Source organism: Sorangium sp. So ce887 (assembly GCF_051521455.1).
In the GTDB taxonomy this organism is placed as follows: Bacteria; Myxococcota_A; Polyangia; order Polyangiales; family Polyangiaceae; genus Sorangium.
Window position 1 is genome coordinate 8,544,934 of the sequence record NZ_CP150354.1, and the last position, 26,807, is coordinate 8,571,740.

At 72.4% G+C, this 26,807-nt stretch carries 17 protein-coding genes; 12 read left to right on the top strand and 5 right to left on the bottom strand.

The window, feature by feature from the left end; genetic code table 11:
* Positions 1-138: 138 nt before the first annotated feature.
* Both WMF36_RS31795 and WMF36_RS31800 read right to left on the bottom strand, forming a co-directional pair.
* Entirely contained in the window at positions 139-774 is a 636-nt protein-coding gene (locus tag WMF36_RS31795) for an MBL fold metallo-hydrolase (protein ID WP_437574518.1), read from the bottom strand.
* Positions 775-820: 46 nt separating this feature from the next.
* Positions 821-2,095: a hypothetical protein gene (locus tag WMF36_RS31800; protein WP_437574519.1), complete on the bottom strand. Its 1,275-nt coding sequence runs from the start codon at positions 2,093-2,095 to the stop codon at positions 821-823.
* An 831-nt stretch (positions 2,096-2,926) separates the two neighbouring features.
* On the opposite strand from WMF36_RS31800, the gene WMF36_RS31805 reads away from it, so the two are divergent.
* The 6 genes from WMF36_RS31805 to WMF36_RS31830 all read left to right on the top strand — a co-directional run bounded on the left by WMF36_RS31805 (position 2,927) and on the right by WMF36_RS31830 (position 11,799).
* The gene (locus WMF36_RS31805) at positions 2,927-4,015 is read left to right on the top strand and encodes a serine/threonine-protein kinase (protein ID WP_437574520.1); all 1,089 of its coding nucleotides are present in this window, start codon (positions 2,927-2,929) and stop codon (positions 4,013-4,015) included.
* A 1,072-nt stretch (positions 4,016-5,087) separates the two neighbouring features.
* Positions 5,088-7,226 (top strand): TOMM precursor leader peptide-binding protein, encoded by a 2,139-nt coding sequence (locus tag WMF36_RS31810; protein WP_437574521.1) that lies wholly within the window; start codon positions 5,088-5,090, stop codon positions 7,224-7,226.
* Between the two features lie 11 nt (positions 7,227-7,237).
* Complete coding sequence (locus WMF36_RS31815) at positions 7,238-8,020, top strand: SagB/ThcOx family dehydrogenase (RefSeq protein WP_437574522.1); 783 nt, start codon at positions 7,238-7,240, stop codon at positions 8,018-8,020.
* 22 nt (positions 8,021-8,042) lie between these two features.
* Positions 8,043-9,086: a TOMM precursor leader peptide-binding protein gene (locus WMF36_RS31820; RefSeq protein ID WP_437574523.1), complete on the top strand. Its 1,044-nt coding sequence runs from the start codon at positions 8,043-8,045 to the stop codon at positions 9,084-9,086.
* Positions 9,087-9,206: 120 nt separating this feature from the next.
* Positions 9,207-10,769: a protein kinase domain-containing protein gene (locus tag WMF36_RS31825; RefSeq protein ID WP_437574524.1), complete on the top strand. Its 1,563-nt coding sequence runs from the start codon at positions 9,207-9,209 to the stop codon at positions 10,767-10,769.
* Positions 10,747-11,799, top strand: coding sequence for a hypothetical protein (locus tag WMF36_RS31830; RefSeq protein ID WP_437574525.1), 1,053 nt, complete (start codon positions 10,747-10,749; stop codon positions 11,797-11,799). The genes WMF36_RS31825 and WMF36_RS31830 overlap by 23 nt, the downstream gene beginning before the upstream one ends.
* Before the next feature lie 117 nt (positions 11,800-11,916).
* On the opposite strand, the gene WMF36_RS31835 is transcribed toward WMF36_RS31830, so the two are convergent.
* Together WMF36_RS31835 and WMF36_RS31840 are read right to left on the bottom strand one after the other, a co-directional pair.
* Positions 11,917-13,383, bottom strand: coding sequence for an OmpA family protein (locus WMF36_RS31835; RefSeq protein ID WP_437574526.1), 1,467 nt, complete (start codon positions 13,381-13,383; stop codon positions 11,917-11,919).
* Between the two features lie 11 nt (positions 13,384-13,394).
* Entirely contained in the window at positions 13,395-14,660 is a 1,266-nt protein-coding gene (locus tag WMF36_RS31840; protein WP_437574527.1) for a hypothetical protein, read from the bottom strand.
* Between the two features lie 413 nt (positions 14,661-15,073).
* Between WMF36_RS31840 and WMF36_RS31845 the strand changes: the two genes are divergently transcribed.
* Positions 15,074-17,575: a M1 family aminopeptidase gene (locus WMF36_RS31845; protein WP_437574528.1), complete on the top strand. Its 2,502-nt coding sequence runs from the start codon at positions 15,074-15,076 to the stop codon at positions 17,573-17,575.
* A 101-nt stretch (positions 17,576-17,676) separates the two neighbouring features.
* Positions 17,677-18,291 carry a hypothetical protein gene (locus WMF36_RS31850; protein WP_437574529.1) on the top strand — a complete coding sequence of 205 codons (615 nt, stop codon included), beginning with the start codon at positions 17,677-17,679 and terminating at the stop codon, positions 18,289-18,291.
* Between the two features lie 36 nt (positions 18,292-18,327).
* On the opposite strand, the gene WMF36_RS31855 is transcribed toward WMF36_RS31850, so the two are convergent.
* Positions 18,328-18,999 carry a hypothetical protein gene (locus WMF36_RS31855; RefSeq protein WP_437574530.1) on the bottom strand — a complete coding sequence of 224 codons (672 nt, stop codon included), beginning with the start codon at positions 18,997-18,999 and terminating at the stop codon, positions 18,328-18,330.
* 260 nt (positions 19,000-19,259) lie between these two features.
* Here WMF36_RS31855 and WMF36_RS31860 point away from each other — a divergent pair, with 260 nt between their 5' ends.
* The 4 genes from WMF36_RS31860 (at position 19,260) to WMF36_RS31875 (ending at position 26,762) form a co-directional block, all read left to right on the top strand.
* The gene (locus WMF36_RS31860) at positions 19,260-23,366 is read left to right on the top strand and encodes a chemotaxis protein CheB (RefSeq protein WP_437574531.1); all 4,107 of its coding nucleotides are present in this window, start codon (positions 19,260-19,262) and stop codon (positions 23,364-23,366) included.
* 311 nt (positions 23,367-23,677) lie between these two features.
* The gene (locus tag WMF36_RS31865) at positions 23,678-24,103 is read left to right on the top strand and encodes a response regulator (protein WP_437574532.1); all 426 of its coding nucleotides are present in this window, start codon (positions 23,678-23,680) and stop codon (positions 24,101-24,103) included.
* Between the two features lie 184 nt (positions 24,104-24,287).
* A complete protein-coding gene (locus WMF36_RS31870; RefSeq protein WP_437574533.1) occupies positions 24,288-25,490 on the top strand; it encodes an AgmX/PglI C-terminal domain-containing protein in 1,203 nt (400 codons plus the stop codon).
* A gap of 129 nt (positions 25,491-25,619) precedes the next feature.
* Entirely contained in the window at positions 25,620-26,762 is a 1,143-nt protein-coding gene (locus WMF36_RS31875) for a hexokinase family protein (RefSeq protein ID WP_437574534.1), read from the top strand.
* Positions 26,763-26,807 lie beyond the last annotated feature (45 nt).

Below are 26,807 nucleotides of genomic sequence, written 5' to 3' on the forward strand. Positions count from 1 at the left end.
GAAAGCGGCGCCGGCGCGCGGGCTGTTCAAGGCGGGAAGGCGCGAAGATGCCGGGGCTCTTCTTCCAGTTCCAGCGTTCCCGCGTTCCCGCTTTACACGTCTTCGCCCCCAGCGACAGCGCGATCGGCCGGCGGCGGATCACGCACGCAAATAAGGGTTTGTGTCGCGCTCCTCACCGATGGTCGTGGAGGGGCCGTGTCCGGTCACCACCCGGGTCGACGGGTCGAGCGTGAGCAGCTTGCTCCGGATGGATGTGAAGATCGCCTGCGAGTCGCCTCCCCAGAGGTCGGTCCTGCCGACGCTGCGCCGGAACAGGGTGTCCCCCGTGAACGCCACCGCGCCCGTCGTCGAGAGGGCCAGGAACGACACGCTGCCGGGCGTGTGCCCCGGCGTGTGGAGCACGTGCAGATCGAGCCCGCCGGCCTTCACGACCGCGCCGTCGTTCAGGTCGCCGTCGAGCTCGCAGCGCTCCGGCAGCGCGATGCCGAGGAGCGCCGCCTGGTCGGGGAGCAGGTCATAGAGGAAGCGGTCGGCCTCGTGGATGCGCGCCGCGGCGCCCGACCAGCGCTGCAGAGGCGCGGTCGCGCCGACGTGATCGATATGGGTGTGCGTGTGCACGATGGCCGCGACCGTCGCCCCGGCCCGCTCGAGGCGCGCGCGGATCTTGTCGAAATCGCCCCCGGGGTCGATGACGACCGCGGCCTTGCTGGCCGGGTCGACGACGATCGAGCAGTTGCAACCCAGCGGACCGACGGCAAACGTCTCGAGCAGCACGGGGCGGGCTTGTAGCACGCCGCGCCCCGGCCTCCACGCGCGACCTCTACTTCGGGGCGCTCACGATGGTGCCGCCATCGCCGAGCGCGTTGGTCCAGTAGACGCGGTTCGCGTCGAGGGCGATGCCGAAGGGCGACAGCTCCCTGGCGGCGAAGGCCCCGATGATGCCGTTCGGCAGCATCCGCATGATGTGCGGCGACGTCGGGTCGGTCCAGTAGACGCCCGTCGCGTCGGCGACGATGCCCCTCGGGTTCTCCTGCTCCGTGACGATCGCCGTGGGCTCTCCTCCGGTCTTGGCCACGCGCATGACCGTGCCGGTCCTGCTGGTCGTCCAGTACACGTGCGTCGCGTCGATCGCGATCTCGCGCACCTCGCCTTGCTCGGTCGCCAGCTCGTTGAACGGACCCTCGCCCGTGGAGTCCTTGGGCGCGGACATCACCCGGCCGATCTCGTCGCGGACCGTCCAGTAGACATGGGTCGCGTCGACCGCGAGGGCGTGGGTCGTCCCCCCGCGGTTCGAGATGGTGACGAACGGTCCATTGCCGTCCGAGTCCTTTCGTGCGCGGACCACGGAGCCGCCGCGCTCGCGGTTCGTCCAGTAGACGAACTCGTCGTCGAGCGCGACGCCGAACGGGGCGGCCTGCCCTGCGGCGAGGGCGATCGGCTCCTCTTCGCCGCCGATGCGCGCCCTCATCACCTGGCCGTCGTTCATGCCGCTCTGGCCCTGGTTGGCCCAGAAGACGTGGGTGTCGTCGGCCTTGATGTCGGCCGGCTCCGGCTGGCCGGTGGCGATGTTGATCGCGATGTTCTCGCCGGGCGACCACTGCCTGACGACGCCCTGCTCCCCGTTGGTCCAGAACACAGTGCCGCGGGAGACCGCGAGGTACAGCGGCTCCTGCTGGCCGGAGACGTGGGTTGTGGTGCCGGCGCAGACGCCGGCCCGGCAGATGCCGTCACACACGACGGGGCACGTGCCGCAGTGGAGGGCGTCGTTCGTCACGTTGATCTCACAGCTGTTCTCCTCGTCCGCGTCGCAGTCGACGTAGACATCGCCGCACACCGGCGGCTCGTCGACGATGACGGGCCCCGCGCCCGCGCCCGCGCCCCCGGTACCCGCGCCCGCGCCCCCGGTACCCGCGCCCCCATCGCCGCCCACGCCCGCCGCGCCCCCGTCGCCCGGGGCGCCGCCCTCGCCTCCGCTCGCGGAGGTCACGCTCCCCGGTCCGGAGCCGCCGGTAGCGAAGAGGCTCGACGCATCGGGAGCGGAACAAGCTGCCACGGAAAGCCCGGAGAAGAGCGCGAGGAGAACGGTGCGACGCATTGTGCTCTGCATGGAAACCTCCACGAATACAGGCTACACGAGCCCGTCGAGAAAACGCATCTGCGAACTTGGCGTGTTGCTCAAACGGCGTTCGTCCACGCACGACGGGCGCCGATGTGGGCTGCTCGTGGCAGAACAGCGGGCGCGCGCCCGCCAGAGCCGGCTCGGCCGTCCGGCCCGCGCGCGGGGCCGGAGCTCCGGCGAGGTCGCGGGATCTGCCGAGAGGTGGTCGCGCTCCGCCGGCGACGGGCGGGCGCCGCCCGGCGCGCAATGGGGCCTCTCTCAACGGGGGTTGCGGGCGCGACTCCGCATCTCGTTTCCAGCGTCTCTCCTTGTCCGCGCCGCCGCGGGCCACAGGCCATGATGGCTCCTGACCCGCTGTCCGGCCGGAGGCACGATGCGCCTGCGCCTTCAGAGCAGGAGACGGCGCAGCCCGGCGATTCTCCGTCACGGCGGAGCGGTCGAATCCCGGGCGCGAGGCGACGAGGGCACGACGATCCGCGGGCAGCCCCCGCCGAGGGCGGCGAGCGGTGCCGTTCCCGGGCTCGCTCGGGAGGCGCGGCTCACCCGTGCTCCGTGAGCTCCAGCCTCGGCGCGCGGGCGGGAAGCGCCCCCGCGCGGGCGCGCTTCCCGCCCGCGCGCCGAACCGTGGCGATGGCGCTGGGCACGGAGGGGCGCTACCCTCGAACGCCCGGTGCGTGAGCGTATGATGTCAGCAAGGGTGGAACCGCCGTTCCACCGCGAGGCGCCTTGCGGGCGCGGCGCGGCTGTGCCCGCAAGGCGCGGCGGCGCGGCCTGCGCGCGAGGGGCTCGGCCTGGAGGCGCCGCCGCATGAGCGGGCCCATGGTCCTCGCGGGTGGTCAGGCGAGCTCCGCGGCGCACGAGCGGGCCATGGCGCTCATCGGGCGCACGCTCCTCCACCGGTACCGCATCGAGGAGCTCGTCGCGATGGGCGGCATCGCCGCCGTCTTCAGGGCCACGAAGCTCGCGACCGGCGAGGACGTGGCCGTCAAGGTGCTCCACCCGGACGCCGAGGAGCTGCCGGAGCTCATCGAGCGCTTCGAGCGCGAGGCCATCGCCGGCCGCCACATCTTCCATCCCAACGTCGCGGCGGTCTACGAGATCAACCAGCTCGACGACGGCGCGTGGTTCATGGTGATGGAGTTCATCCGCGGCATCACGCTGCGCAAGCTCATCGACCAGGGCCCCATCCCCCCGCCGCGCGCGGCGAACATCGCGCGCCAGATCGCGACGGCGCTGAACGCGGCGCACGATTTCGGGATCGTGCACAGGGACGTGAAGCCGCTCAACATCATGGTCCTCGACGGGCCGGAGGAGCGCGTCCAGCTCATCGACTTCGGCCTGGCCAAGGTCCCGATCGAGCAGTTCTCGTTCACGGACGAGGGCTCGCGCCGCTCGCTCACGAACGCCGGGGTGCTGCTCGGCACGATGGCGTACATGGCGCCCGAGGCGGCGCTCGGCATGCGCTCGGTCGACCGGCGGGCCGATCTCTACGCGCTCGGCATCATCCTCTACGAGATGCTCGCGGGCCAGCACCCCTTCACGGCGGTCGAGCCCTCGGCGCTGTTCGCGCAGCACCGCTCGACCGAGCCGCCGCCGATCGCCGAGCGCTCCCCCGGCATCGTCGTCCCGCCCGCGCTCGAGGCGGTCGTGATGCGCCTGCTCGCCAAGGATCCGGATCACCGCTTCCCCCACGCGCGCGCGGTGCTCGTGGCGCTCGACGCCGCCATGCAGAAGATCGGCGCGCGGGACAGCAGCCTCGGCATCGCCGCTCCGGCCAGCCTCCGGGCGGCCGCCAGCTTCATCGAGCGGCGGGCCTCGCGCGCCGTGCTCGCCGGCGCGGGCATCCTGTTCTTCACGCTGGGGGGCGTGATCACCTGGCTGCTCGTGTCGCGCTGAGCGCGCGCGCCGTCGAACACCGTACCTCCCTCGAGCACGGAGCAGCCCGAACACGTTATCTCGGCCGCGGCGAGCGCCGAGGAGCCCTCCGCGGCCCGCGAGCGGGGTTGATGCGAGGTAAGCGCTCCGTCCCGGGCGCCCCTCTCGGCTCCGCGGCCCGCGCGCGTGGTCGCTCCGGATCACAGGCAATCTCACCGAAATCTGGCACGGCGGCCCGGACGAGAAAAACGCAAGACGCCGAGGACACCAAGAGAGCCGAGACTATTTTCTCCCTGGCGTCCTTGGCACCTTTACAGTTCGAATCCATCTCTCCCGAGCACCGCGATTGAGCCGCAGACTCATCGCGCGGCCCACGACCCCGACGGGCCTGGATGACAGGGAATCACCTCGACTTCCGTCGTCAGGCAATGAGCCATCGGATTGACGAAGACCCTTTGCGTGCCTCACCTACTCGTGGGAGGCTCTGCGATGAGTGATTCGAACAACGAAAATGGCGCGCCGAAAGACCTGGATGTCTCGATAAAGGAGCTCCGCAATGCCATCGACGATTTGTCGAGCAGGCTGGAGGAAATGGAAATAGCAAATCCGGCCAGCTACAACTGTAGCTGTAGCTGCGGTTGGAGCTGCAGTTGTAGCTGTGGTTGGAGCTGCGGCGGCCACCACTGCGGCGGCCACAGGTGCGGCGGCCACAACTGCGGCGGCCACCGCTGCGGCGGCCACAACTGCGGCGGTCACCGCTGCGGCGGCCACCGCTGCGGCGGCCACAACTGCGGCGGCCACAGGTGCGGCCACAGGTAGCGCTGAAACCAGCCCGAAGGCCGGCGAGGCCGAGCTATCGAGCTCTCGGGAAAGGCGAGGAGCGCGGGGGACCCCAAAAGCACCTTCCCGTCTTCCTGGGCTCACCACGATCACGCGACCTCGCGCGCCAGCCGCGCGCGAGGTTCTCCTCTCCTTTGCTTGTCGGGGCGCCGCTCCGCGAGCGCCAGGGTTGAACCTGTTGAACCTGTTTACCGAAGGTGCAGCGCGGCGCCGGTCGAGACGCCGCCGCGCTGCCCTTTCCTGGAGATCTCGGGTGACCATCCAACTGCCCAGCGCATCGATCGCCGCTTCGTCGCTCGGGGGGACCGCCGCGCCGGCGGAGGCGCACGAGAAGCTCGCGCGTTCGCGCGTCCTCGTGGTCGGGCTCGAGCCGTGGGGCGCCGTCGCGGCCACCGAGCTCGCGTCCGCCGGCGTCGGCGCGCTCCACGTCCTCGACGACGGAGAGGTCACGGCGGACGATCTCGGCCCCTTCACCGAGGGGGATCTCGGGAAGGCTCGCGCGGTTTCGCTCTCGCTCGCGCTGTCGCGGATCGCTCCCGGCTGCGCGGTCACGCCGGGGACGCTGATCGCCGAGGCCGGTCGACCGCTCGCCCTGGAGGACACCCGATGGGACCTGATCCTCGCGTGCGTCCCGGGCGATGATCTCCTCGTCCTTCAGGGCGTCGCCCGCTTCGCTCACGAGGCCTCCGTCCTCTCGCTCAGCGCGCACCTCGAGGGGCTCGACGCCGTCATCGGCCCGGCCGTCGTGCCGGGCCAGACAGCATGCTGGGACTGCTGCCGTCTCCGGAGGCTCGCCACCAGCGCTCAGCCCGAGGCAGATCACGCGCTCCAGGCGTCGCTCCTCGCCGGGCGCCCAGGGCGCCGCGCGCGCACCTACCTCGCGCCGGTGCCGGCGCTCCTGGGCCACGCCGTCGCGCTCGCGGCCCTCGATCTGCTCGTCACCCGAGCCGCTTCGCCGCTCGCGGGGCGCTTCCTGGTCCAGGACCTGATCGACCTGGAGGCGTCGTTCCACGCCGTCCTGCAGATGCCCTGGTGCCCGGTCTGCGGCGGCGCCGAAGGCGCCCTGCGCAGGGGGAGCGCGCGGAGGCGCCCGCGCGTGCACCTCCGCGACGCGCGCGACCCGGCGGCGCTCCGGCGGATGCTCGCCGGCATCGTCGACGCGCGGGTCGGCATCGTCCAGCACCTCGCGCTGAGCGCGACGAGCCCGGCGCTCGCCCCCGAGGCGCCCGTCACGGCCGTGGCCGTCCTCAGCGACTTCACCGACGGCTCGAAGCACGCTCACCGCGGCGAGGAGCGGCAGGTCGGCACCGGAAAGGGCCTCACGGCCGTCGAGGCCATGGTCCGGGCGACCGGCGAGGCGGTCGAGCGCTACTCCGCCGGGATCTTCGACGAGCAGGCGCTGCTCCGCGCCTCGGTCGCCGAGATGAAGGGCGACTTCATCGCTCCGGAGCGGCTCAGCCTCTACGCCGAGGAGCAGTACGCGAGGCCCGAGTTCCCCTTCGCGCGGCTCGATCCGGCCACGCCCATCGCGTGGGCCGTGGGGCGCTGGCTGGACACCCACGCACCCGTGCACGTGCCAGCGCTCCCGACCTACTACAATTACTGCGCAGGGCCCGACACCTTCTGCGAGGTGACCTCGAACGGGCTCGCCGCCGGCGCGACGCTCGAGGCCGCGTCGATGGGCGCCGCGCTCGAGCTCATCGAGCGCGACGCGTTCATGATCTCGTGGCTCGCTCGCCGGCCGGGGCAGCGGATCTTGCCCGACGACACGGTCGACCGCGAGGTGCACGAGATCGCCCGGCAGCTCGAGGAGCGCGGCGCCCGGATCGAGCTGTACCTCCTCGACGCCGGCATCGCGGTGCCCGTGGTCATGTGCGTGGGCTACGGCGACGGCAAGCGCTGGCCCGGCGCGGTGGTCTCGGTCTCCGCCCACCTGAGCCCCCTCACCGCGATCAAGAAAGCCATCCTGGAGCAGGGCCAGATAGGCCATTACGTCTTCCGGCTCATGACGGGCGAAGCGGTCGCCGTCCCCGAGCGGCCGGAGGACGTGCGCTCGCTCGAGGATCACGCGGTCTATTACATTCCCCCGAGCCGCGCCGCGGCCTTCGACTTCCTCCGCCGCGGAGGGACGGTGACCGCCGCCGAGCTGGAGGAGCCCGGGGAGGTCTCGCTGCCCGAGCTCGCCCGACGCGTGGAGGCCGCGGGGCTGCGCATCGCGATCGTCGACGTGACGTCGCCCGATCTCGCGCCGACCCCCTTCCGCGTCGCCCGGGCCCTCGGGCCGGACTTCCAGCAGATCCACTTCGGCCACGAGCGCGCGCGGCTCGGCAATCCGCGCCTCCACGCGATGGCCCCCCGCGGGATCAACCCTGACCCTCACCCGATGGCCTGAGAGAGGACACCATGGCAAGGAGCAAAGAGGCGGACGTCGCGCGGCTCTATCATCTCCAGTCCTCCCACGTGAGATCGCGGGGGATCGAGCCGCCGTTCGACAAGGATCTCCAGCCGCTCCGCTTCCGCACGTACGCCGGCTCCACGCGCACGCCGCTGCCCGGGCGCGATTTCTCGATCGACGCCCCGCTCGGCGCGGTGCTGGAGCGGCGGCGATCGGTCCGCGATTTCGCCCTCGGGCCGATGCCGGCGGCGACGCTCGGGCGGCTCCTCCACGCGAGCTACGGCGTCAGTGGCATGCGAAAAATCGAGGGAGAGTGGAGCCACGATCGCCCCGCTCCCTCGGCCGGCGCCCGGTACCCGCTCGAGATCTACGTGGCGACGCAGGCCGTCGAGGGGGTCCCGGACGGCCTGCACCACTACGACGCGCGCGCGCACGAGCTCGAGCTCCGCCGGGAAGGCGTCACCCACGCGGCGCTCGCGGAGCTGGCCGTGGACCAGCACATGGTCCTGAACGCCAACGTCGTGGTCGTCATCACGGCGGTCCCGTTCCGCACGATGTGGAAGTACGGCCAGCGCGGCTATCGCTTCCTGTGGCTCGACGCGGGGCACCTCGGCCAGAACCTCTATCTCGTCGCGACGGCCATGGGCCTCGGCCCGGTGGCGATCGGCGGCTTCTACGACGAGGAGCTCAAGCGCTTCCTGGCGCTCCCGGCCGAGGAGGACGCCATGTACCTCGTCTGCATCGGTCAGCCCGCACCGGCAGAGGGCCGGACCGGGGCCCAGCAGGCCTGAACAGGGATCGTCGGAGAGCACCATGCCCAGCATTCGACTCAGCCGCTCTGCCAGCATCACGCCCACGGACGTGGGCGTCATCCTCCGCTCCGATCTCGGCACCTTCCAGCTCACCGGCGGGGACGTGGGCGCGTTCCTCGAGCGGATGGTGCCGCTGCTCGACGGGTCGCGCGACCGCGAGGCGCTCGTCGAGGCGCTCGCCGACTACTCGCCGCAGAGCGTGACCGCGTTCCTCGACCTGCTCGAGGCGCGCGGGCTGGTCGAGCCGGCGCCCGACGCGCCGCCGTCCGTCGATCGCGATCGCCTCCGCGGGCAAGTCGAGTTCCTGCGCAGGTGGTCCTCGGCCCCGGAGCAGGCGGCCCAGCGGATCGCGAGCGCGCGCGTGCTCGTCGTGGGCCCGGAGCCCTGGGGCGCCGCGGCCGCCCTCGCGCTCGCGGCGGCGGGGATCTCGGCGCTGCGCCTGATCGACGAGCGCGGCGGCGCGGTCGACCCGCGCGACGTCGCGGTCGCCCAGGCGCGGGGCCAGGCGGCGCTCGGCGCGCCCCGCCGCGGCGCCGTGGCGGCGCTGATCCGCGAGCGCGCGCCGCTGTGCCGGGTGGACGAGAGCCCCGCCGCCGCGCTCCTCTCGGACGACCTCCTCGCGCCCGACGAGCGCCCCCACCTCCTCGTCGCGGCGGTGCGCGGCGACGACGCGGAGCTCCTCTCGCGCGTCGCGCGGTTCGGCCACCGCGCGCGGATCGCCTCCCTCTTCGCGCACCTCGCGGGGGCGACGGCCGTCCTCGGCCCCCTCGTGTTCCCGGGCGAGACGGCGTGCCGGGTCTGCGCGATGGCCGAGGCGCTGAGCCCCCTGCCCGCGGCGGCCCTCCGGGCCGAGCCCGCGCCCCACGCCGGCGCGATGGGGCAGCTGCTCGGCCAGCTCGTGGCCATGGAGGCCCTCAAGGTGCTCTCGGCGTACACGCCCTCGAGGCTCGGGGGCCGGCTCCTGATCCAGGACCTCTCGACCTTCGAGACGTCGCGCCACACGCTCGTGAGGCTGCCGTGGTGCAGGTGCTGCGGCGAGGGATGACGCGGGGGCGGAGGTGCTCTAGCCTGCAGCCGTGAAGAGGGCCCGCCCCCAAGCCGCCGCCTCACGCTCCGCCGACGCGCTCGCCAAGGCGGCCGTCGCCGGCGTTCCGGGCCTCCCGTCATGATCGGTCGAGTCCTCGACGACCGCTATGCGATGCTCCGGCTGCTCGGCCAGGGCGGCATGGGCGCCGTCTACGAGGCGCGGCACACCGGCACCGGCCGCCGCGTCGCGGTGAAGGTCATCCTCGGCCAGGCCGCCGACGACGAGCTCCTCCGCCGCTTCCAGCGCGAGGCGCGCGCGGTCGGCGCGGTCGAGTCGGAGCACATCGCGCAGGTGTTCGACACCGGGCGCGACCGCGAGACCGGCTCGCCGTACATCGCGATGGAGTTCCTCGACGGCGAGGACGTGCAGGCGCTCATCGAGCGGCTCGGCCCGCTGCCGGTCGATCTCGCGCTGCGCATCGGCCTGCAGGCGTGCCTCGGGCTCGAGCGCGCGCACGAGGCCGGCGTCGTCCACCGCGACATCAAGCCGGCGAACCTGTTCCTCGCGCGGAAGCAGGGCGGCCAGCGCGTCGTCAAGCTGCTCGACTTCGGCGTCGCCAAGATGAGCGACCAGAGCCTCGGCAACGGCGGGATGACGAAGAGCGGCGCGCTGCTCGGCTCGCCCCTCTACATGTCGCCCGAGCAGGCGCGCGGCAGCGGCGCCATCGACGCGCGCTCGGACATCTGGTCGCTCGGGATCAGCCTGTACCACGCCCTGTCGGGGCAGCGCCCCAACCAGCACCTGACCGGTCTCGGCGAGCTCGTCCTGGCCATCTGCACGACCCCCGTGCGCTGGATCCAGGAGATCGCGCCGTGGGTGCCGCCGGAGGTCGCCCACGTTGTGCACCGGGCGCTGATCATCGATCCGGCCGGCCGCACCGCGAGCGCCGGCGAGCTCGCGGCGGCGCTGCGCGCGTTCCTGCCGCACGGCGAGGCGATCGTCGAGGCGATGCTCGTGCCGCTCGACGCCACCGTGCGCGCGTCGCGGGCGCCGTTCGGGGCCGCCGCGCCGTTCGGGACCGCCGCGCCGTTCGGGGCCTCCTCGGGGCCGCCGCGCCTGTCGGGCGCGCCGTTCGACGCCGCCTCGACCCCGCCGCGCCTGTCGGGCGCGCCGTTCGACACCGCGTCGGGCCCGCCCCGCCTGTCGGGCGCGCCGGCCGGGCCGCACGCGCTGTCGGGCACGGCGCCCGCCACGAGCATGGGGCTGTCGAGCCGCAGCGAGCGCCCGGCGTCGCGCGCGCCCATCGCCCTGGTCGCCGGCGGCGTGCTGGCCGCCGCGATCGCGGGCGGGGCCGGCGTCTACCTCGCGGTGCGCGGCAGGTCGCCCCCGGCCGCCCCCTCGGCCGCCCCGGAGCCCCCGCGCGCCGAGGCCGAGCCGCCGCCGCCGTCCGCGGGCGCCGAGACGAGGCCGGCGCCTCGCGCCGAGGCCGAGCCGCCGCGCGCCGACGCGCCGGCGCCGGGGGACGCGCCGGCCGCAGCTTCATCGACGCCCGAGGCGCCGCCCTCGGCGACCGCGCGCGTCGCTGCGTCGGCGAGCGCGGGCGCCGTCGCGCGCCCGCCCGCGCCGAGGCCGCCCGCGGCCAGGCCGCCGTCGACTCCCAGGCCCCCGAGGAATGATGATGACGAGACATCGAGGAAATAGCCGCGTCGCGTGGTGTGTCGCCGCGCTCCTGTCGCTCTCCGCGGGCGTCGCCCGCGCGGAGCCCTCGGCGGATCAGGCCGCCGCGGCCGAGGCGCTCTTCCGCCAGGGGCGCGATCTCGTCGCGCAGGGCAAGCTCGTCGAAGCGTGCCCCAAGTTCGCGGCGAGCCAGCGGCTCGACCCGGGCTACGGCACCCAGTGGAACCTGGCGGACTGCCTCGAGCGGCTCGGCCGGACCGCGAGCGCCTGGGCCGCGTTCCGCGAGGCCGCGGACATGGCGAGCCGGGCTGGCCAGGCCGACCGCGAGGCGAAGGCGGCGCGCCGCGCGGCCGATCTGGAGAAGCGGCTCGAGCGCCTCGCCATCGCGGTGAGCGCGCCGGCCGACGGGCTCGTCGTGCGGCGCAACGGCGCGGTCCTCGACGCCGGCGCGTGGAGCGCGCCGCTCCCGGTCGACCCGGGCACGCACCGCATCGAGGCGACCGCGCCCGGCAAGAAGCCGTTCTCGGTGGAGGCGCAGACCGCCGGCCCCGGCAAGGTCGTCACGGTGGCGGTCCCGCCGCTCGAGGACGACCCCGCGGCGGCCGGGGCGACCGCAGCGGCCCCGTCGCAGCCCGGAGGGCCGTCCGCGCCGGCGCCCGGGGCGCCGCTCCGGCCGGTCGCGGGCGGCGACGGCGACGACGGCGCGAGCACCCGCCGCACCCTCGCCTTCGTGGCCGGCGGCGTCGGCGTCGCGGGCGTCGTGACCGGCTCGATCTTCGGGCTCATCGCCAGCGCGCGGTGGGGCCGGGCCCAGGACGACCACTGCCGGACCGCGACGCTCTGCGACGATCAGGGCGTGGCGCTGGTCGACGACGCCAAGAGCGCGGCGACGCTGTCCAACATCGGCTTCGTGGTCGGCGGGGTCGGGCTCGCGGCCGGCGTCGCGCTGTTCGTGACGTCGCTCGGCGACGCCGAGCCCGCGGCGGCGCGGATCGTGGTCACGCCCGCCGTCGGGACCACCGGAGGCGGCCTGGGGATCCAGGGCCGCTTCTGACGGACGGCAGCGGTCGCCTCTGACGCGCGGCGGCCGCCCGCGCGGCGCCCTCGACGCGCGGGCGGCCGCCCGCGCGGCGCCCTCGTGGAAGAGCGCGCGCGCGGGGAGGAGCGCGCCTCAGTTGTCGACCACGAACTCCACGCGGCGGTTCTTCGCCCGGCTCGCGTCGTCGTCGCCCTCTGCGAGCGGCTTGTCCGGGCCGAAGCCCTCCGCCGTGAGCCGGCCAGGGCTGACGCCCTTCTGGATAAGGTACTTCCGGACCGTGTCCGCGCGCTCCTGGCTCAGCCGGAGGTTCAGCTCGCGCGTGCCGGTCTCGTCGGTGTGCCCCTCGATCCGCAATCGCTCGACCTCGGGGTTCGCCTTCATGACGAGCGCCACCTGGTCGAGGGTCTTGTACGACTCCGGCTCGAGCTCGGCCGACCCGGTCCGGAAGCGGACGGTATCCCGCATCACGATCTGGCCCTGCTCGTACGTGACCTGCGGTTCGCCCTTGTCCGGGCAGCCGTCGTCGTCCTCGACGCCGTTGATCGTCTCCTTCTCGTCCGGGCACTCGTCATCCGCGTTCGCCACGCCGTCCTGATCGTCGTCGGCGTCCTCCTCGGGGCAGCCGTCGCTGTCGTAGTCGGCGTCGCGATCCTCGGGCACGTCGGGGCACTGGTCGCGCTCGTCGTCGACCCCGTCGTTGTCGCGGTCGTGCGAGGTCGGCGTGTACTTCACCCCCGCGAACACGCGGAAGATCGGCACGCCGTAGCCGGCCAGCGCGCCGATACCCGGGCCCGCGACGATCTCCCACTCCTCGCTCGGGTTGATCTTCACGTAGCCGAGCGCCTCGAGCGGCGTCTCTTCTTCCTTCAAGTCGTCCGCGGTGAAGCCGATGCCGCCGTTCGCCTCGGCGCCGATCTCGACCTTCCCGTCGATGCCGCCGAAGCGGTAGCCGAGCGCCGCCGCGTAGGTCAGCTCGCTCCCCGCCTCGACGTTCGCGTACGTCGTCCGCTCGCGGATCGCGACGCCCGCGTTGACGCCGAACCGCAGGCCCGGCGCGAACCGGTGATCGAGGATGATGCGCGGCCAGAACACCACGTTGCGCGCGCCGCCTGAGAAATCGCCGGTGTGCGTGGGCACGCGCAGCTCGGCCACGAGGCCGAGGCCGATGGAGTCGCGGTCGTCGAGGATGCGCAGCTTCGGCACGAGCCGGATGTCGCCGAGGCCCCCGAACGACGGCGAGCCCTCCCCCGACTGGAAGAGGAAGAACGGGATGTCGAGGCCGAGCGCGAACGGCTCGGCGATGGTGACCGAGGCCATGAGATCGGCGCCCAGGCGGCCGCTCACGATCTGCGTCCGCACGTCCCCGTCGCCCGTCGCGACGATGAGCGGGTTGCGCGCGTAGTTCAGCAGCAGCCCGAACTCCCAGGGATCCTCGGGCTCCCGGACGCCGGAGCCCTCGGTGACCACGAAGGCGTCGTGCGTGACGGCGGGCTTGAAGCGCTCGATGTCGATGTCGGTCTCCTGCGCCGACGCGCCCGTCGCGGCGGCGAGGATCGTGAAGATCGTGCAGGCGGTGGCGGCGGTGATCCGTGCGCGCATGGGTCTCCTCTTCATCGGCCAGCCCCCGGTCCGCGGCGGGGACGTCTGCGCCAGGCGAGCGAGAGCCCGCCGGCGGCGAGCAGCGAGAGGGCGCCGCCGCCGAGGGGCGCGGGCCCCGTCGCGCAGGCGCAGGCGCCGCCCTGGACCGCATCGCCCTCGAGCAAATCCGGCTCGCCGGGCCCGCCCGCGCCGCTCGACGCCGCGCCGTCGACGCAGCGCCCGGTCGGCGCGCAGCGCGCGTCCGGGCCGCAACTGTCGCCGCCGAGCGAGCATGGGCTGCACTGCCCGCCCACGCACACGAGGTCGCCGCAGTCGACGTTCGACGTGCAGCTGCCCGACGGCGCGGGGATGCACCGGTGATCCGGCGAGCAGTCCTCGTCCCCGGCGCAGTCGGTATCGTCGACGCACGACACCGGCAGCACGCAGTCGCCTGCGACGCACACGCCCGCGCCGGCGCAGTCCGCGTCGCGGGTGCAGCCGGACGACGGGACGATCACGTCGGGCACGCGGTCGCCGTCCCCGTCGTCGGCCACGCACGGGGCGGAGAGGCCGATGTCGAGATCGCCCGGCCCGATTTCCGCGGCGCCGTTCACCGACCGGAAGTACAGGTTCGCCGCGCACGCCACGCTGACGCCCACGATGTTGAGATCGATGGATCCCTGCACGTATCCCCGCGTCGCGTCGCCGAGCAGCAGGGGATCGACGTCCGTCCTTGCCTCGGTGGCCACCTGCATGTCGGTGACCGTGACGCGCTCGTAGCTCCCCGGCGGCTCCACGAACCTCCAGACGTCCGAGAGCGTGCCGTCGCCCTTCACGCCGAGCACGTACTCGTAGCCGCCCATCGACGCATCGGCCGTGAACTTCGGGTCGATCTCGGGCGCCTCGGCCGTGCCGCCGGTCCCCCGGTTCTTGTCGGCGTCGATGAACACGAAGAGCGTCGTCTGGGCGCCGATCGCGGTCGTCCCCGACACGTAGGCGCGCACCCAGAGCCGTCCGGCGTCGGCGACCGCGTAGGCGGTGCGGAAATCGATCGACTGCTCCGGCTCCGCGAAGGTCGCCTCGCCGTCCCCCGCGACGTCCTCGTCGCCGTAGGGCCAGCGCGGCTCCCCGGTCCTGTCGATCGCGACGATCTCGTCGAGCACCGGCGTCGTCCGTCCGCCGGTCCACGTCTGAGCGGACGAGCTCTTCGGAACGAGCGCGACGGCGAGCGCCGCGCTCACAGCCAGGGGCGCGGCCAGCCAACGCCCCCTCCTCCACCCCTCTCGATGATGTGCCATGGCGGGCAGCATCCTCGCATAGGTCGCTGCAACCCTTGCAAATGAACGGCGAAACGACAGACGCGCTGCGCCCAGGGTACGCAAGGGTGCGCGCGCCTTGGCCAGCGCCGGCGCGCGCTTCGGGCTGCCCGCGGCCCGAGCGCCGCGCTCGCCTGCGCCGGCGGCGCCGCGTCGACGCGCGGCGACCCCGAGCGTCGCGCGCCCGTGGCGCACGCAACCGAGCGCCCCGCTTTTTCAACACCGGGCCTCCCCGCCGCGATCTCCGGGGCGTCACCTCCGCTTGGCCACGGGCGCAGCGACGCGTAACTGTCCATAGGTCAGTTACGCGTCGCTGCGCCTGTCTGGGCTCGGGTTACCGGGCTGCGGCTTCCGGCGGGCGAGATGAAGCGCCTCTTCCGATCGAAGGAGACCGGATGCACTGCACTGTCCAGAAACACCGCCCCGGAGCGTTCCGGGTGGCCTGCCTGCTGCTTGGATCGCTCGTCGCGGCGTGCTCGGGGGAAGGCCCGGCGCCGCTCGAGGGGAGCGCGTTCGACGTCGAGCGATACGATCTCCGGGGCGAGTTCGACTGGGAGCGAGGCCGCCTCGTCGCGACGCTGGGCCTCACGCTGTCGGTCACCGGCGACGGCCCGCGCGTCGTCGTGCTCGACAGCGCCGTCGCCGAGGTGAAGGAGGTCCGGCAGAAGGACGGCGGCGCCCTCCCGCACGAGCTCGATCCGGCGCGCGCGGCGCTCGCGGTCGATCTCTCGAGCGTGCCCGAGGCGACGCGCGGCGAGCCGATCGAGATCGAGATCGACTACGAGGCGCTCTCCGGCGACGCGCTCCGCGCGGTGCCGGAGCGCATGGGCGATCCCGTCGCCGTGCGCGCCGTCTACACGGTGTCGGAGCCGCTCGGGGCGTCGCGGTGGATGCCGTGTCACAACGCGCCCTCGGACCGGGCCTTGTTCTCGGTCGCGATGCGGGTCGACGGCGGCGAGTCGCTGATCGCGAACGGCGATCTCGTGGGCGACGAGGACCTCGGGGCCTCGGGCCGCCTCGTCCGTTACGAGACCGCCTATCCGCTGCCGCCTTACCTCATGGCGTTCGCGATCGGCGATTTCGAGGTCGAGCGCGGGGCGAAGGGGGACCTCCCCATCGCGATCTGGCGCCGCCGCGGGCTGCCCGGCGATCACGGCAAGATGCTGGACGAGATCGCGCGCGCGATCGACCGCTTCGAGGAGCTGCTCGTGCCGTACCCGTTCGAGAAGTACGCGCTCGTGCTCCTGCCGGACTTCTCGGTGGGCGGGATCGAGCACGCGAGCATCAGCTTCCAGCGCGAGGAGCGGAGCACGGAGCCTGCCCTCGCCTCGGATCTCCTGCTCACGACGCACGAGCTCGCGCACCAGTGGTTCGGCGACCTGGTGACGGTGGAGACCTGGGACGACCTCTGGATCAAGGAGGGCATGGCGACGCTGCTCGAGCAGGAGGGCGTCCGCGCCTACACGGACGAGAGCGGCGCGGGGACGCTGAACGGCGACGAGCTCGGCCCCCACGCGGGCGATGCCGTCCGCGATCCATCGCTCGCGCCGGGCGAGAAGTACACGAGCGGCCCCTACGGCCGCGCCGCCTGGCTGCTCACCCAGATCCGCAGCCTCACCGGCGAGGACGCCTTCTGGTCGGCGCTCCGCGGGGTGCTCGAGGAGCACCGCTTCGGGACGATCGGCACGGACGAGTTCCTCGACGCCTTCGCGCCGGCGCTCGGCCCGGAGGCGCTGGCCCGCGCGCGGCGCGCGGTCGCGGCCAGGGCGCTCCCCTGGCTCACGGTCGAGCCCGCGGCCTCCGGCGGGGCATTCGTGACGCTGCACGACCCGGACGGCGCGCTCGTTGCCCCGCTGGAGCTCGCCTGGGTGGCCGGGGACGGCCTCACCCGCGTGCAGACGCTCGCGCCCGCCGAGCGCGTCGAGGTCGCGCCCGGGGCGCCTTCCGAGCTCCTCGTCGTCGATCCGCTGGATCGCCACCCCGAGTGGGCCTTCCTGAGCACCGAGCGCGATCTCGACGCCTACGCCACGACGCTCGCCCCGCACCGCGTGCCGTCGGATCCCGACGCGATCTCGCGCTTCCTCGACGTCGGCGGCGCGCACCAGCTCGCCGCGCTCCAGGGCGGCCTGCCCGCGGGGCTCGCGCCCGAGCAGCTCGAGGCGTTCGTGGCCGGCCTCGACGCCGAGGCGGCCCGGGCCGTCGCGCTCGCCGCGGCGTGCGACGCCGCGTGCGCGCCGGGCCTCGACGTCGAGGTCCGCGGCGCGTGGTCGAGCGTGCTCACCGGCATCTTCGCCGGGGCTCCCTACAGCTACGGGCTCGACTACGTCGACAGCTACGCGGCGTGCAGCAGCGTCGTCTCGCCCGAGGATCTGTTCGCCGACGACTGGTCCGCGCTGCGGACCGGGCTCGCGACCGGCGGCGTCTCGGACGCGCGGCTCCAGTACCTGTCCAAGTTCAGGTTGCCGCCCGACGCGGCGCTCCGCACGTGGGGCCAGGTCGCGCTGGCGTCGAGCTCGGTGCGCGCGCGCGTGCTCGCGCTCCGGCACCTCGCGGCGTACCTGGAGGGGCTCGACCCTGCCGCCCTCCCCGCGTGGCGCGCCTTCTTCGCCGGCGTGCTCCGCGTGACCGACGTCTCCGATGTCCTCACCGCGGATCTTCGCGCCGTGGTGGCCTCTGCCGCGCCCACGGCGGCAGGCAACGAGGAGGCGCTGGAGGGCCTGACTCGGGTGCTCCGCGCGCCCGCGGCCCGCTCGGTCCACCCCCGCGCCGTCTGCGCGGCCCACGCGTTGACGGGCGGTGACGAGCAGGCGTTCCGCCGCTTCGCCGCGGGTCTCGACGGCGCCGACTTGACGGATCTCGCCGCGGCCTTGCTGCGTACTCCCTCCGACTGCGGCTGAGGCATCGCTCGCCGCGACATGGCGCCTCGCCCGGCCGGCCTCGTTTCAAGGCGAGGCTGGCCGCCTGCGCCGAAGCGGAACGCTGCTAGGCTCCTCTGCCCATGTCGGAGCTCATCCAACTTCTTCGCCAGAACGCCCCGGTAGCTCGCCTCGCGGAGCACCTTGATGGCTTGACGCACGACGAGCGCCTCCACGCCCTGTCGACCACGACCCGCGCGGATCAGCGGTCGCTCTACACCGCCGCGCTCCACGCCCCCCCGCTCACGCTCGACTTCTTCGTCCCGGACGGCACCCCGCGTCGTGTTGCAGTTCATCACAAGGGCAGGAACAGTCTTCCTCTCCCGTCCCTGCTCCGCTTCTTCGAGAAGCGTTTTGCCTTGCCCGAGGACGGCAGCGCTCGGCTCTTTGGTTACAACGAGGGGTTCACGCGCTCCTGGATCGGCCCTGGCTTCTTCGTCGCGCTCCCGACGGCGGGCAACCTGGCGTGGCAGGAGCGCGGAGCGGTCGTGATCGATTACTTCCAGGTCCCGGACGGCCCCGTGCCCGACGGCTGGCCCCAGGTCGTTCCCAACGGCAAAGGCCTCCAATTCTTCGTCTACAACGGAACGCGCGACTTCATGCGCCGGGTTTCAAAGGACGTGTCCATCGGCGCCGCGTTCAAGGGGGAGAAGTCGCTCGATCATTATTTCACGCTCTGTCGGTCCCCGTCGTCCTAGCCCACCCTCACTTCCCAAAGGCGTATCCGCCGCCCCCTAGTTCGGCCCCGTCCCCCCCGTCCCCGACAGCCGCGCGATCATCCCCTTTCTCAGGAGCCCCACCTTGTTCCGCATCGCGGTCACCTGCTGCCGCATCCCGTCCGCCTGCTCCGCGAGATCCACGATCCCCGCCTCCGTCGCCGCCTGAGCCAGCCCGCGCGCCTCGTCCGCGAGGTGCCCCATGCGCCCTTCGACCTCGTCCATGGCGGCCACCACCTCCCCGATCTGCTCGGGGCTCGTCGCCTCGCGCTGGCGCGCCGCGGCCTCCTGGACCAGCTGGTTGATGTTCCGCCCCTCCTCGCCGAGCGCCGCGAAGCGCTGGAACAGCTCCCCGAGCTGCTCTGCCCGCCGCTTGATCTCCTCGCCGCGCCCCGCGAGCGCCGTCGCCGTCGCCTCGTGGCGATCCCGCGCCGCGGCGATCGCCGCGATGAGCGACCCGAGCGCCAAGCTCACGCGCTGCTGCGCCTCCGCGGCCTCGGTCGTCGACCTCGCGGCGCGCTCGAGCCCCTTGCGCGTGTCGAGGGGCAGCCTCCGCGCCGAGTCCGCGAGCTCCTCGAAGCGGCTGAGCTCGCGCTCGAGCGCGCGCGCCGCCTCGGCGAGCTCGCCCCCGCCCTTGCCGTGATCGTCCTTCCCGCCCCCGCCGCGGCCGTTCTTCTCGCGCTTGTTCACGTTGTGCACTCTCGACCGCCCCTTGCGTCCGTCCGCGTGAGGCGCCGTGCATCCTGCACGATCCCCGGCCCGCGCGGCAGCCCCCGCTCTCGCCCGGCGCGCGATCCCGGCCGAGCGGCGCTGCCGCCACAGGCGTGTCGCGGGCGCGCCGGCGCCTGCGGCCCCCCTGCGCCGGCCCGGGCAGCGTGGTACCGGATGGCCCCCTACGCCCGCGTCCGGTATCCTCGCGACCCCGATCCCCTCGCGGTCTGTTGTTGTCCATGAGCACGAAGAACAGCAGCCGCGCCAGGCGGCCATCCAGCAGGAAGAAGAAGCCAGCGACTGCGCAGGTCACACCCAAGCTGGATGTTCGTGCGCCTGGCCCGGTCGCCGAGAGCGCCGAGGACACCCGAGCGCCGGCCCCCCGCGAGCCGCTCGTCCAGGCGAGCCCCACCTATGTCGTCGGGATCGGCTCCTCCGCGGGCGGCCTCGAGGCGCTCAGGATCCTGATAGGCGGCCTGAAGGCCGCCGACCGGATGAGCCTCGTCATCGTGCAGCACCTCGCGCCGCAGCATCGGAGTCGGCTCGTCGAGATCATCAGCCACTCCACCGCCCTGAGCGTCAAAGAGGTCTCCGAGGGCGAGGTCCTCTGCGCGAACACGGTCTACGTGACCCCGCCCAACGCCGACGTGGTGGCCGACGGCCGCGTCCTCCTCCTGCGGCGGCCCGAGACAAAGGTCGGCCCGAAGCCCTCGGTCGACCTGTTCTTCAAGTCGATCGCCGAGCACTACGGCGAGAACGCCATCGGCGTCGTCCTCCCGGGGACGGGGTCCGACGGCGCGCAGGGCGTCCGCGCCATCAAGGCCGCGGGCGGGGTCACCCTCTGCCAGACCTCCGAGTCGGCCAAGTACGACGGGATGCCGCGCGCCGCGAAGCAGACCGGCGCCGTCGACCTCGAGCTCGGCCTGGAGGAGATGGCCAATCAGCTCAGCAAATTCAACGAGCTCGCCGGCCGCTCCGACCAGCCGGACGCCTCGCTCAGACAGCTCAGCCTGAGCCAGCAGGATCCTTATCACAGCATCCTCTCCTTCCTGGAGAAGGCGAGCCGGGTCAACTTCGCCCAGTACAAGCAGACCACCGTCCGCCGGCGGATCGAGCGGCGCGTCATCGCCACGCGCTGCGAGTCCATCGAGGCCTACGCCGACTACCTCCGCGTGCGCCCCGAGGAGGGCAGGCTCCTCTTCCAGGACATCCTGATCTCGGTGACGTCGTTCTTCCGCGACGAGCCCTCGTTCAGGGCCCTCGCGGCCGCCATCGCGGAGCGGATCGACCGGAAGCGGCCGGGCGACAGCTTCCGCGCCTGGGTCGTCGGGTGCGCCACGGGCGAGGAGGCGTACTCGATCGCCATCCTCGTGTTCGAGGCGCTCGCGAAGGCGAACAAGCAGCTCAACGTCCAGATCTTCGCGACGGACATCGACGAGCAGGCGATGTCCGTCGCGCGCAAGGGGCTCTATCAGAAGGCCTCGGTCGCCGACATCCCCTCCCGGCTGCGGTCCAGATACTTCGACGAGCAGGACCCGTCGTTCAGGATCAAGGACCATATCCGCGACGCCATCGTCTTCGCGCGCCACGACGTCGCCCAGGATCCGCCCTTTCTCAAGCTGGATCTCGTCTCGTGCCGCAACGTCCTCATCTATTTCAACCCCCACCTGCAGGAGCACACGCTCAAGACGTTCCATTTCGCGATGGACGACCAGGGCGCGCTGTTTCTCGGCAAATCCGAGGCGGCGACGATCGTGGGCGATCTGTTCGAGCTCACGGACAAGAACGCGAAGATCTTCGTCCGGTCCGCCAGGAAGGGCGACCTCCCGCGGTCGTACTCGAGGCAGGAGTTCAACCGCGAGAGCGCGCTCATCACGAAGGATCGCCAGTCCACCACGGCCATCGATCTCTTCAACGCCATGGTGAACGGCTTCGCCCCGGACTCGGTCCTTGTCGACGACGACCACCGGGTGCGGCACGTGTTCGGGAACGCCAACCGGTACCTGAACTTCCCCAAGGGCGAGCCCACCGTCTCGATCCAGAAGCTGCTCCCGCCCGACGTGGCGATCGAGCTCACCGCGCTGCTCCACCGGGCCGGGCGGTCGGGCCACGCCGCGAAGGGGGACCAGCGGCACGCGTTCGTCGTCGACCGCGAGGAGAGGAGGCTCCAGCTCACCGTCGTGCCGCTCCCGTCCGACGGCCGGACCGAGTTCATCATCCGCTTCAGCCACGCGCCGCACGCCCCGCCCCGCCCCGTCAAGGCGCCCGCGAGCGCCTCCCGCCTCGCGCCGGGGGAGCAGATCCGGCGGCTCGAGCAGGAGCTCGCGGCGACGCGGGAGCACCTCCAGACCCTCGTCGAGGAGCACGACACCGCGAGCGAGGAGCTCCAGGCCCTCAACGAGGAGCTCCAGTCCACCAACGAGGAGCTGGAGACCACGAACGAGGAGCTCCAGTCGGCGAACGAGGAGCTGACGACGCTGAACCAGGAGATCAACGTCAAGTCGTCCGAGCTCATGACGCTCAACCAGCGGCTCGTCGCGATCCAGAGCGTGATCGCCTATCCCCTCCTCGTCATCGACAAGAACCTCCGCCTGACCGACTACAACCCCGCCTCCCGCCACCTGTTCCGCATCTCGGAGGTGGATCGCGGCCAGCACGTCCGCGCCGCCCTCGCGCACCTCAACGTCGATCCCGTCCTCGAGATGATCATCGAGAGCGCGCGCGAGCGGCGGCCGATGAGGCTCCAGCTGGAGGTCCTCGACCGGCACTTCGAGGCGCGCCTCCAGCTCATCCCGGGGCCGAAGGGCGAGGTGGACGGGGCCGTCGTGAGCTTCGTCGACAACACCGAGCTCGTGCACGCGCTGACCCAGAGCAGGGTCAGCAGGGAGCGGCTCTCCGCCATCCTCGACAACACGCCGGCGCTCGTGACCATGAAGGACTCGATCGGCGCCTACGTCTACGTCAACCAGCGCTTCTGCGACGTCCTCGGGCGCGCCGAGAAGGACGTGCTGGGGAGGACCGACGAGGAGCTGTTCGGCCAGAGGGCCGGCAGCGCGCTGCGGGAGCGCGATTTCGAGGTGCTGAAGAGCCGGTCGCCCACGTGGCTGGAGGAGAGCCTGCATGTGGGCGGCAGGCTCCGTTACTGGCTGTCGTCGAAGTTCCCCCTGCTCGACGACAGGCGCAACGCCCAGTCCGTCTGCACGATCGCGCTCGACATCACGGAGCGGGTGCTCCACGAGCAGCACCTCGAGGTCTTCAAGAAGGTCGTCTCCGCGTCCAACGCGGGCCTCGCGATCCTCGAGTCGGACGAGGGGCTCTACCGGGTGACCTTCGCCTCGAACGAGTTCGCCGACAAGGTCGGCAGGGGCGAGGCCGAGCTCCACGGCCTCGCGCTCGACGAGCTGCTCGGCGTCGTCCTTCGCGGCGCGGGGTCGCCGCGCATCGCCGATGTCTCGGAGGCGGCCCGCCAGAAGCCGCTCGCGTCGTTCACCATCAACCTGGCAGAGCGGACGGGCGGCGAGCTCTGGATCGAGCTCCGGACCGCCACCGTCAGCTTCGGCGCCGAGGAGCCGAGCTACCTCATCCTCCTGATCTTCGACGTCACGCAGCGGGTCCAGGCGCAGCGGATCATCCTCTCCCAGCAGGAGGAGCTCTCGAAGTTCAGCAAGCTCGCGTCGCTCGGCGAGGTCGCGGCCGGGATCTCCCACGAGATCAACACGCCGCTCAACGTGATCACCACGAAGACCGATCTCCTGAAGAGGCTCGCGGAGCGGGGGCAGCTGGAGAAGGAGCGCCTCGCCCGCCTCGCGACCGAGATCGACGGCATGGTCGAGAACATCACCAACGTGATCTCCGGCCTCAAGTCCATCACCCGGATGGAGTCCGAGAAGCTCCGCCCTCACAACGTCCAGGAGCTGATCCGGGAAGCCGTCCGCGTCAGCGGCTTCCGGCTCCAGCCGGCGAGCGTCCAGCTGAGCTTCGATCTACCGCGGGAGGAGCTCGTCATCGACTGCTACCCCGTCCAGATCGTGCAGATCCTCATCAACCTGATCAACAACGCGGTCGACGCCATCTCGGCGCTCCGGGAGCGATGGATCCGGATCGAGGCGCGCTCCTCGGATGACAAGGTCTACGTGCGCTTGATCGACAGCGGCAAGGGGATCGATCCCGCGCTCGCGGAGAAGATCATGACCCCGTTCTTCACGACGAAGAAGGAAGAGCACGGCACCGGACTCGGCCTCAGCCTCTCGCGGAACATCGCGCAGCACCACGGAGGCGATCTGAGGCTCGTCTCGGAGCACAAGAATACCTGCTTCGAGCTGGAGCTGCCCCGGAAGCAAGCTTGAGGCCGCCCGCGCACCTGGTGCGTACCTGGGGTCGCCGCAGGCGCGGGCGGGCCGCCGAGCGGCGCCCCGGGCTTCGTTCCCGGGGCCGGCCCCCTTGAATCGGCGGTCGTTTTGCGTAGAATACACGACTTCATGTAAGGTCGAGGCTTACGCCTGCGCCTTACGTCTGCTCGAAGCGCCGGAGACGGCCCGCGCTTCGAGCAGGGCGCGCCCCTGGGACTGGAAACCTCGACGTCCGTCGCACGAGCTGCTAATCCGTCGTGAATGCCCTGCGTGCATGTTGGCACGCGGGCCCATGCGGTGGTGGGAGCATGCTCCTGAACATCATCATCGTCGAGGACAGCGAGGAGCTGTGTGAAGGGTGGCAGGACATCCTCACGCTCGACGGCCATCACGTGCACTGCTTTCTCCACGGCAGGGATGCCCTCGAGAACCGGGCGCTCATCATGCAGGCCGACGTCCTGGTCACGGACTATTACTTACCCGACATCAATGGATTGACGCTGGTCTCCATGGTCCGGAAGGTCCGCACCGACCTCCCGATCATCCTGCTCACCGGCACGCGCGACCCGGCCATCCAAGAGAGCCTCCGCCAGGTGGAGAACGCGATGTTCCTGAGCAAGCCGATCAGGATAGAGCAGCTGGAGCGCAGCATCCGCGAGCTCATCGCCGCCTCGTCGAAGGCCCCGTCCGCCGAGCCGGACAAGGTGGACCGCACGCGCTCCTCGCCGTACTGAGCCGCGCGCTCCGGGGCGGGCCTCGCGAGGTGAGGGGGTGTGAGGGGGACGCGCTGCCCCGCCTGCCGCACTTTCCGGAAGGGCGCCGCCGTTTCGCGTGCAGCTTTCGCGTGCAGCGGTTGTTCGGACCGGTGTACTGTATCAAAACGGCGGACCGTACGTCGGACGCACCTCGGAGGAACCGATGCGAAGCGCGCTGCTCGTCCTCGTCGGAGTTCATGCCCTGCTGGGCTGCGGGGCGGCGTCGCGGAGAGAGCCGGCAGCCGACGCGGATCCCGCGCACGTCCGGAGCGCCGCCCTGCACGGCTCGCTCGGAGAGACGCGCGCCGCCCTGCCCTCGCCCGAGGAGGCCCCCCTGCGCGCGTCCGAGGAGAAGGAGCGCGCCGCCCTGCGCTTGCCTGGAAGCGAGCGCGCCCGCGACAGCGCGCCTGACGCCCCGAAGGAGCGCGCCCCAATTCCCCTGTCCGACAAGGGGCGAACGCCCGTCCCCTCGGCCGACAAGGAGCGCGCCCCCGTCCGCTCGGCCGGCAAGGAACGCACCCCCATCCGCTCGGCCGACAAGGAGCGCACCCCCGTCCGCTCGGCCGACAAGGGACGCGCCGCCCGCTCGCTCGAGGCCGACTGCAAGGCGCTCGGGCCGGAGGTGCAGAAGGCCTCACGGATGGTCGAGGTGCTCCGGCAATCCGATCTGAGCACGCCGCCCGACGTGCTCCAGCGGATCGCGGACCGGCTCGGCCTCTGGGCCCGCACGGCCGCGGTGCAGGCCTCGGATCCGAAGCTCGCCCAGGCGGCCACGGAGCTCCGGGAGAGCTTCGCCCGGACCGGCGCCGCGGTCCGCAAATTCCGGGCGTCCCTCGTCGCGCGCGACCGCAAGAAGGCCGGCGTCAGCCGCGCCGGGCTGGAGCGGGAGCTCGATCAGGACGCGAAGGTCGTCCGGAGCATCGTCGGCCGTTGCAAGAGCAATCCCTATGATCCGATCAAGGGCAAAGCCCACATTCCACCCCAGGTCGTGCGGCGCGTCGTCCAGGAGAACTTCGGCGCGATGCGCGCTTGCTACGAAAAGGGCCTTCGCCAGAACCCGAAGCTCCAAGGGCGCATTCCCGTCCACCTCGCCGTCGATGGCCAGGGGAAGGTGACGTACGCGGGGGACGCCGATCACCCCCCCGCGGACGCGCCCCTCCTCATCGCGCTCCCCTCGCCCGGCGCATCGGCGCCGTCGTCGACCGCTCCGCCGCTCCGCGACCCCAAGGTCGTCGGCTGCGTGCTCGACGTCTTCCGCGGCCTCCGATTCCCCTCCCCCGCGGACCGCAAGGGCGTCGCCACGGTGGTCTATCCCGTCGTCTTCGGTGTGGACGACAACCGCCCTTCGGCCACGTCCGCCAGGTGACGCAGAGCGCAATCGCCGCGGCGAGGCGGTGAACATCTACCGTCCGAGCGGGGCCGACGCCAAGCATGCTCGCGGCCTGACGTGCAAAGTTATTTCCTTCTCAGGAGCCAGAGGGTAAGCATTTCCCCGATGAAGCTCTCGCTCACCGAGCTCCAGGACATCCGCCGCACCCTCGCGGCCCGCATCGTCTTCGGCCTCTCCACGCCCGGCACCGAGATCGCCGCGCTCCCTGCTTACCTCGCGCCGCCGCCGGACGGGATGACGGGCCGCGCCGTGGTGGTCGACGCCGGCGGCACGAACCTGCGCGCCGCGGTCGTGGAGCTCCTGCCGGGCGGCGTGTCGCGCATCGTCGCGGGGCCCGAGCCGGCGAAGTTCCCGGGCGGGCCGGAGGTCGCGGGCGACGCCTTCTTCGATGTGCAGGCGGAGCTTGTCGAGCGCCTCGGCGCCGTGCACGGGCTGCCGGTGGGGTATTGCTTCTCGTATCCCTCGGAGACGCTGCCGTCGCTCGATGCGCGGCTGCTCCGCTGGACCAAGGGCGTCCAGGTCGCGGGGGTCGAGGGCACCTCCGTGGGCGAGCGGCTCGGCCGGGCGCTCGGCGCGCGGAGGCTCCGGCCTGGCCCGGTCCGGGTGCTGAACGACACGGTGGCGAGCCTGCTCGGGGGCGCCTTCGCGCACGGCGGGTCGCAGGCTGCGGCGTTCATCGGGCTCATCGTGGGGACGGGGACCAACATGGCCACGTTCCTCCCCGCCGGCCGCATCCCGAAGCTCAAGACGGGGCATTTCGTGGCGCCGATGGCGGTCAACCTCGAGAACGGCAACTTCAACCCTCCGCACCTCCAGCCCTTCGACGCGGAGGTCGACGCGAGCTCGGAGAACCCGGGGGCCCAGCGCTTCGAGAAGGCGGTGTCCGGGGCCTACCTGCCGCGGCTCTTCGCGCGGCTGTGCCCGGACCATGCCCCCCTGACGAGCTCCGCCGATCTCGTGCGGCTCCGCGACGAGGGCACGGGGGACGCGGGGCGGGTCGCCGGCGACCTGCTCCAGCGCTCGGCCGACCTCGTGGCCTCGGCGCTCGCGGCGGTCGCCGACGTGCTCGAGAGCCCCCCGGGGATCGGCATCCTCGCGGAGGGCAGCCTGTTCTGGGGCGACCCCCGCTACGCGCCGCGGGTGCAGGAGACGCTGCGCTCCCTCGTCGGCTCGCGCGTCGAGCCGCGGATCGCCCGGCTCGACCACGTCAACCTGATCGGGTCGGCCTGCGCCGCGCTGTTCGCCTGATCGGCCGCGCGCGGCGCGGAGCGCGCCGGAACCGGCAGCGCGAAG

What these genes read in the sequence shown, in the direction of transcription:
- WMF36_RS31850 (WP_437574529.1), top strand. Translation starts at nt 17,677, where the DNA reads ATGTCGGAGCTCATCCAACTTCTTCGCCAGAACGCCCCGGTAGCTCGC.
- WMF36_RS31800 (WP_437574519.1), bottom strand. Translation starts at nt 2,095, where the DNA reads ATGCGTCGCACCGTTCTCCTCGCGCTCTTCTCCGGGCTTTCCGTGGCA.
- WMF36_RS31860 (WP_437574531.1), top strand. Translation starts at nt 19,260, where the DNA reads ATGAGCACGAAGAACAGCAGCCGCGCCAGGCGGCCATCCAGCAGGAAG.
- WMF36_RS31840 (WP_437574527.1), bottom strand. Translation starts at nt 14,660, where the DNA reads ATGGCACATCATCGAGAGGGGTGGAGGAGGGGGCGTTGGCTGGCCGCG.
- WMF36_RS31820 (WP_437574523.1), top strand. Translation starts at nt 8,043, where the DNA reads ATGCCCAGCATTCGACTCAGCCGCTCTGCCAGCATCACGCCCACGGAC.
- WMF36_RS31815 (WP_437574522.1), top strand. Translation starts at nt 7,238, where the DNA reads ATGGCAAGGAGCAAAGAGGCGGACGTCGCGCGGCTCTATCATCTCCAG.
- WMF36_RS31875 (WP_437574534.1), top strand. Translation starts at nt 25,620, where the DNA reads ATGAAGCTCTCGCTCACCGAGCTCCAGGACATCCGCCGCACCCTCGCG.
- WMF36_RS31825 (WP_437574524.1), top strand. Translation starts at nt 9,207, where the DNA reads ATGATCGGTCGAGTCCTCGACGACCGCTATGCGATGCTCCGGCTGCTC.
- WMF36_RS31830 (WP_437574525.1), top strand. Translation starts at nt 10,747, where the DNA reads ATGACGAGACATCGAGGAAATAGCCGCGTCGCGTGGTGTGTCGCCGCG.
- WMF36_RS31870 (WP_437574533.1), top strand. Translation starts at nt 24,288, where the DNA reads ATGCGAAGCGCGCTGCTCGTCCTCGTCGGAGTTCATGCCCTGCTGGGC.
- WMF36_RS31805 (WP_437574520.1), top strand. Translation starts at nt 2,927, where the DNA reads ATGAGCGGGCCCATGGTCCTCGCGGGTGGTCAGGCGAGCTCCGCGGCG.
- WMF36_RS31865 (WP_437574532.1), top strand. Translation starts at nt 23,678, where the DNA reads ATGCTCCTGAACATCATCATCGTCGAGGACAGCGAGGAGCTGTGTGAA.
- WMF36_RS31845 (WP_437574528.1), top strand. Translation starts at nt 15,074, where the DNA reads ATGCACTGCACTGTCCAGAAACACCGCCCCGGAGCGTTCCGGGTGGCC.
- WMF36_RS31835 (WP_437574526.1), bottom strand. Translation starts at nt 13,383, where the DNA reads ATGCGCGCACGGATCACCGCCGCCACCGCCTGCACGATCTTCACGATC.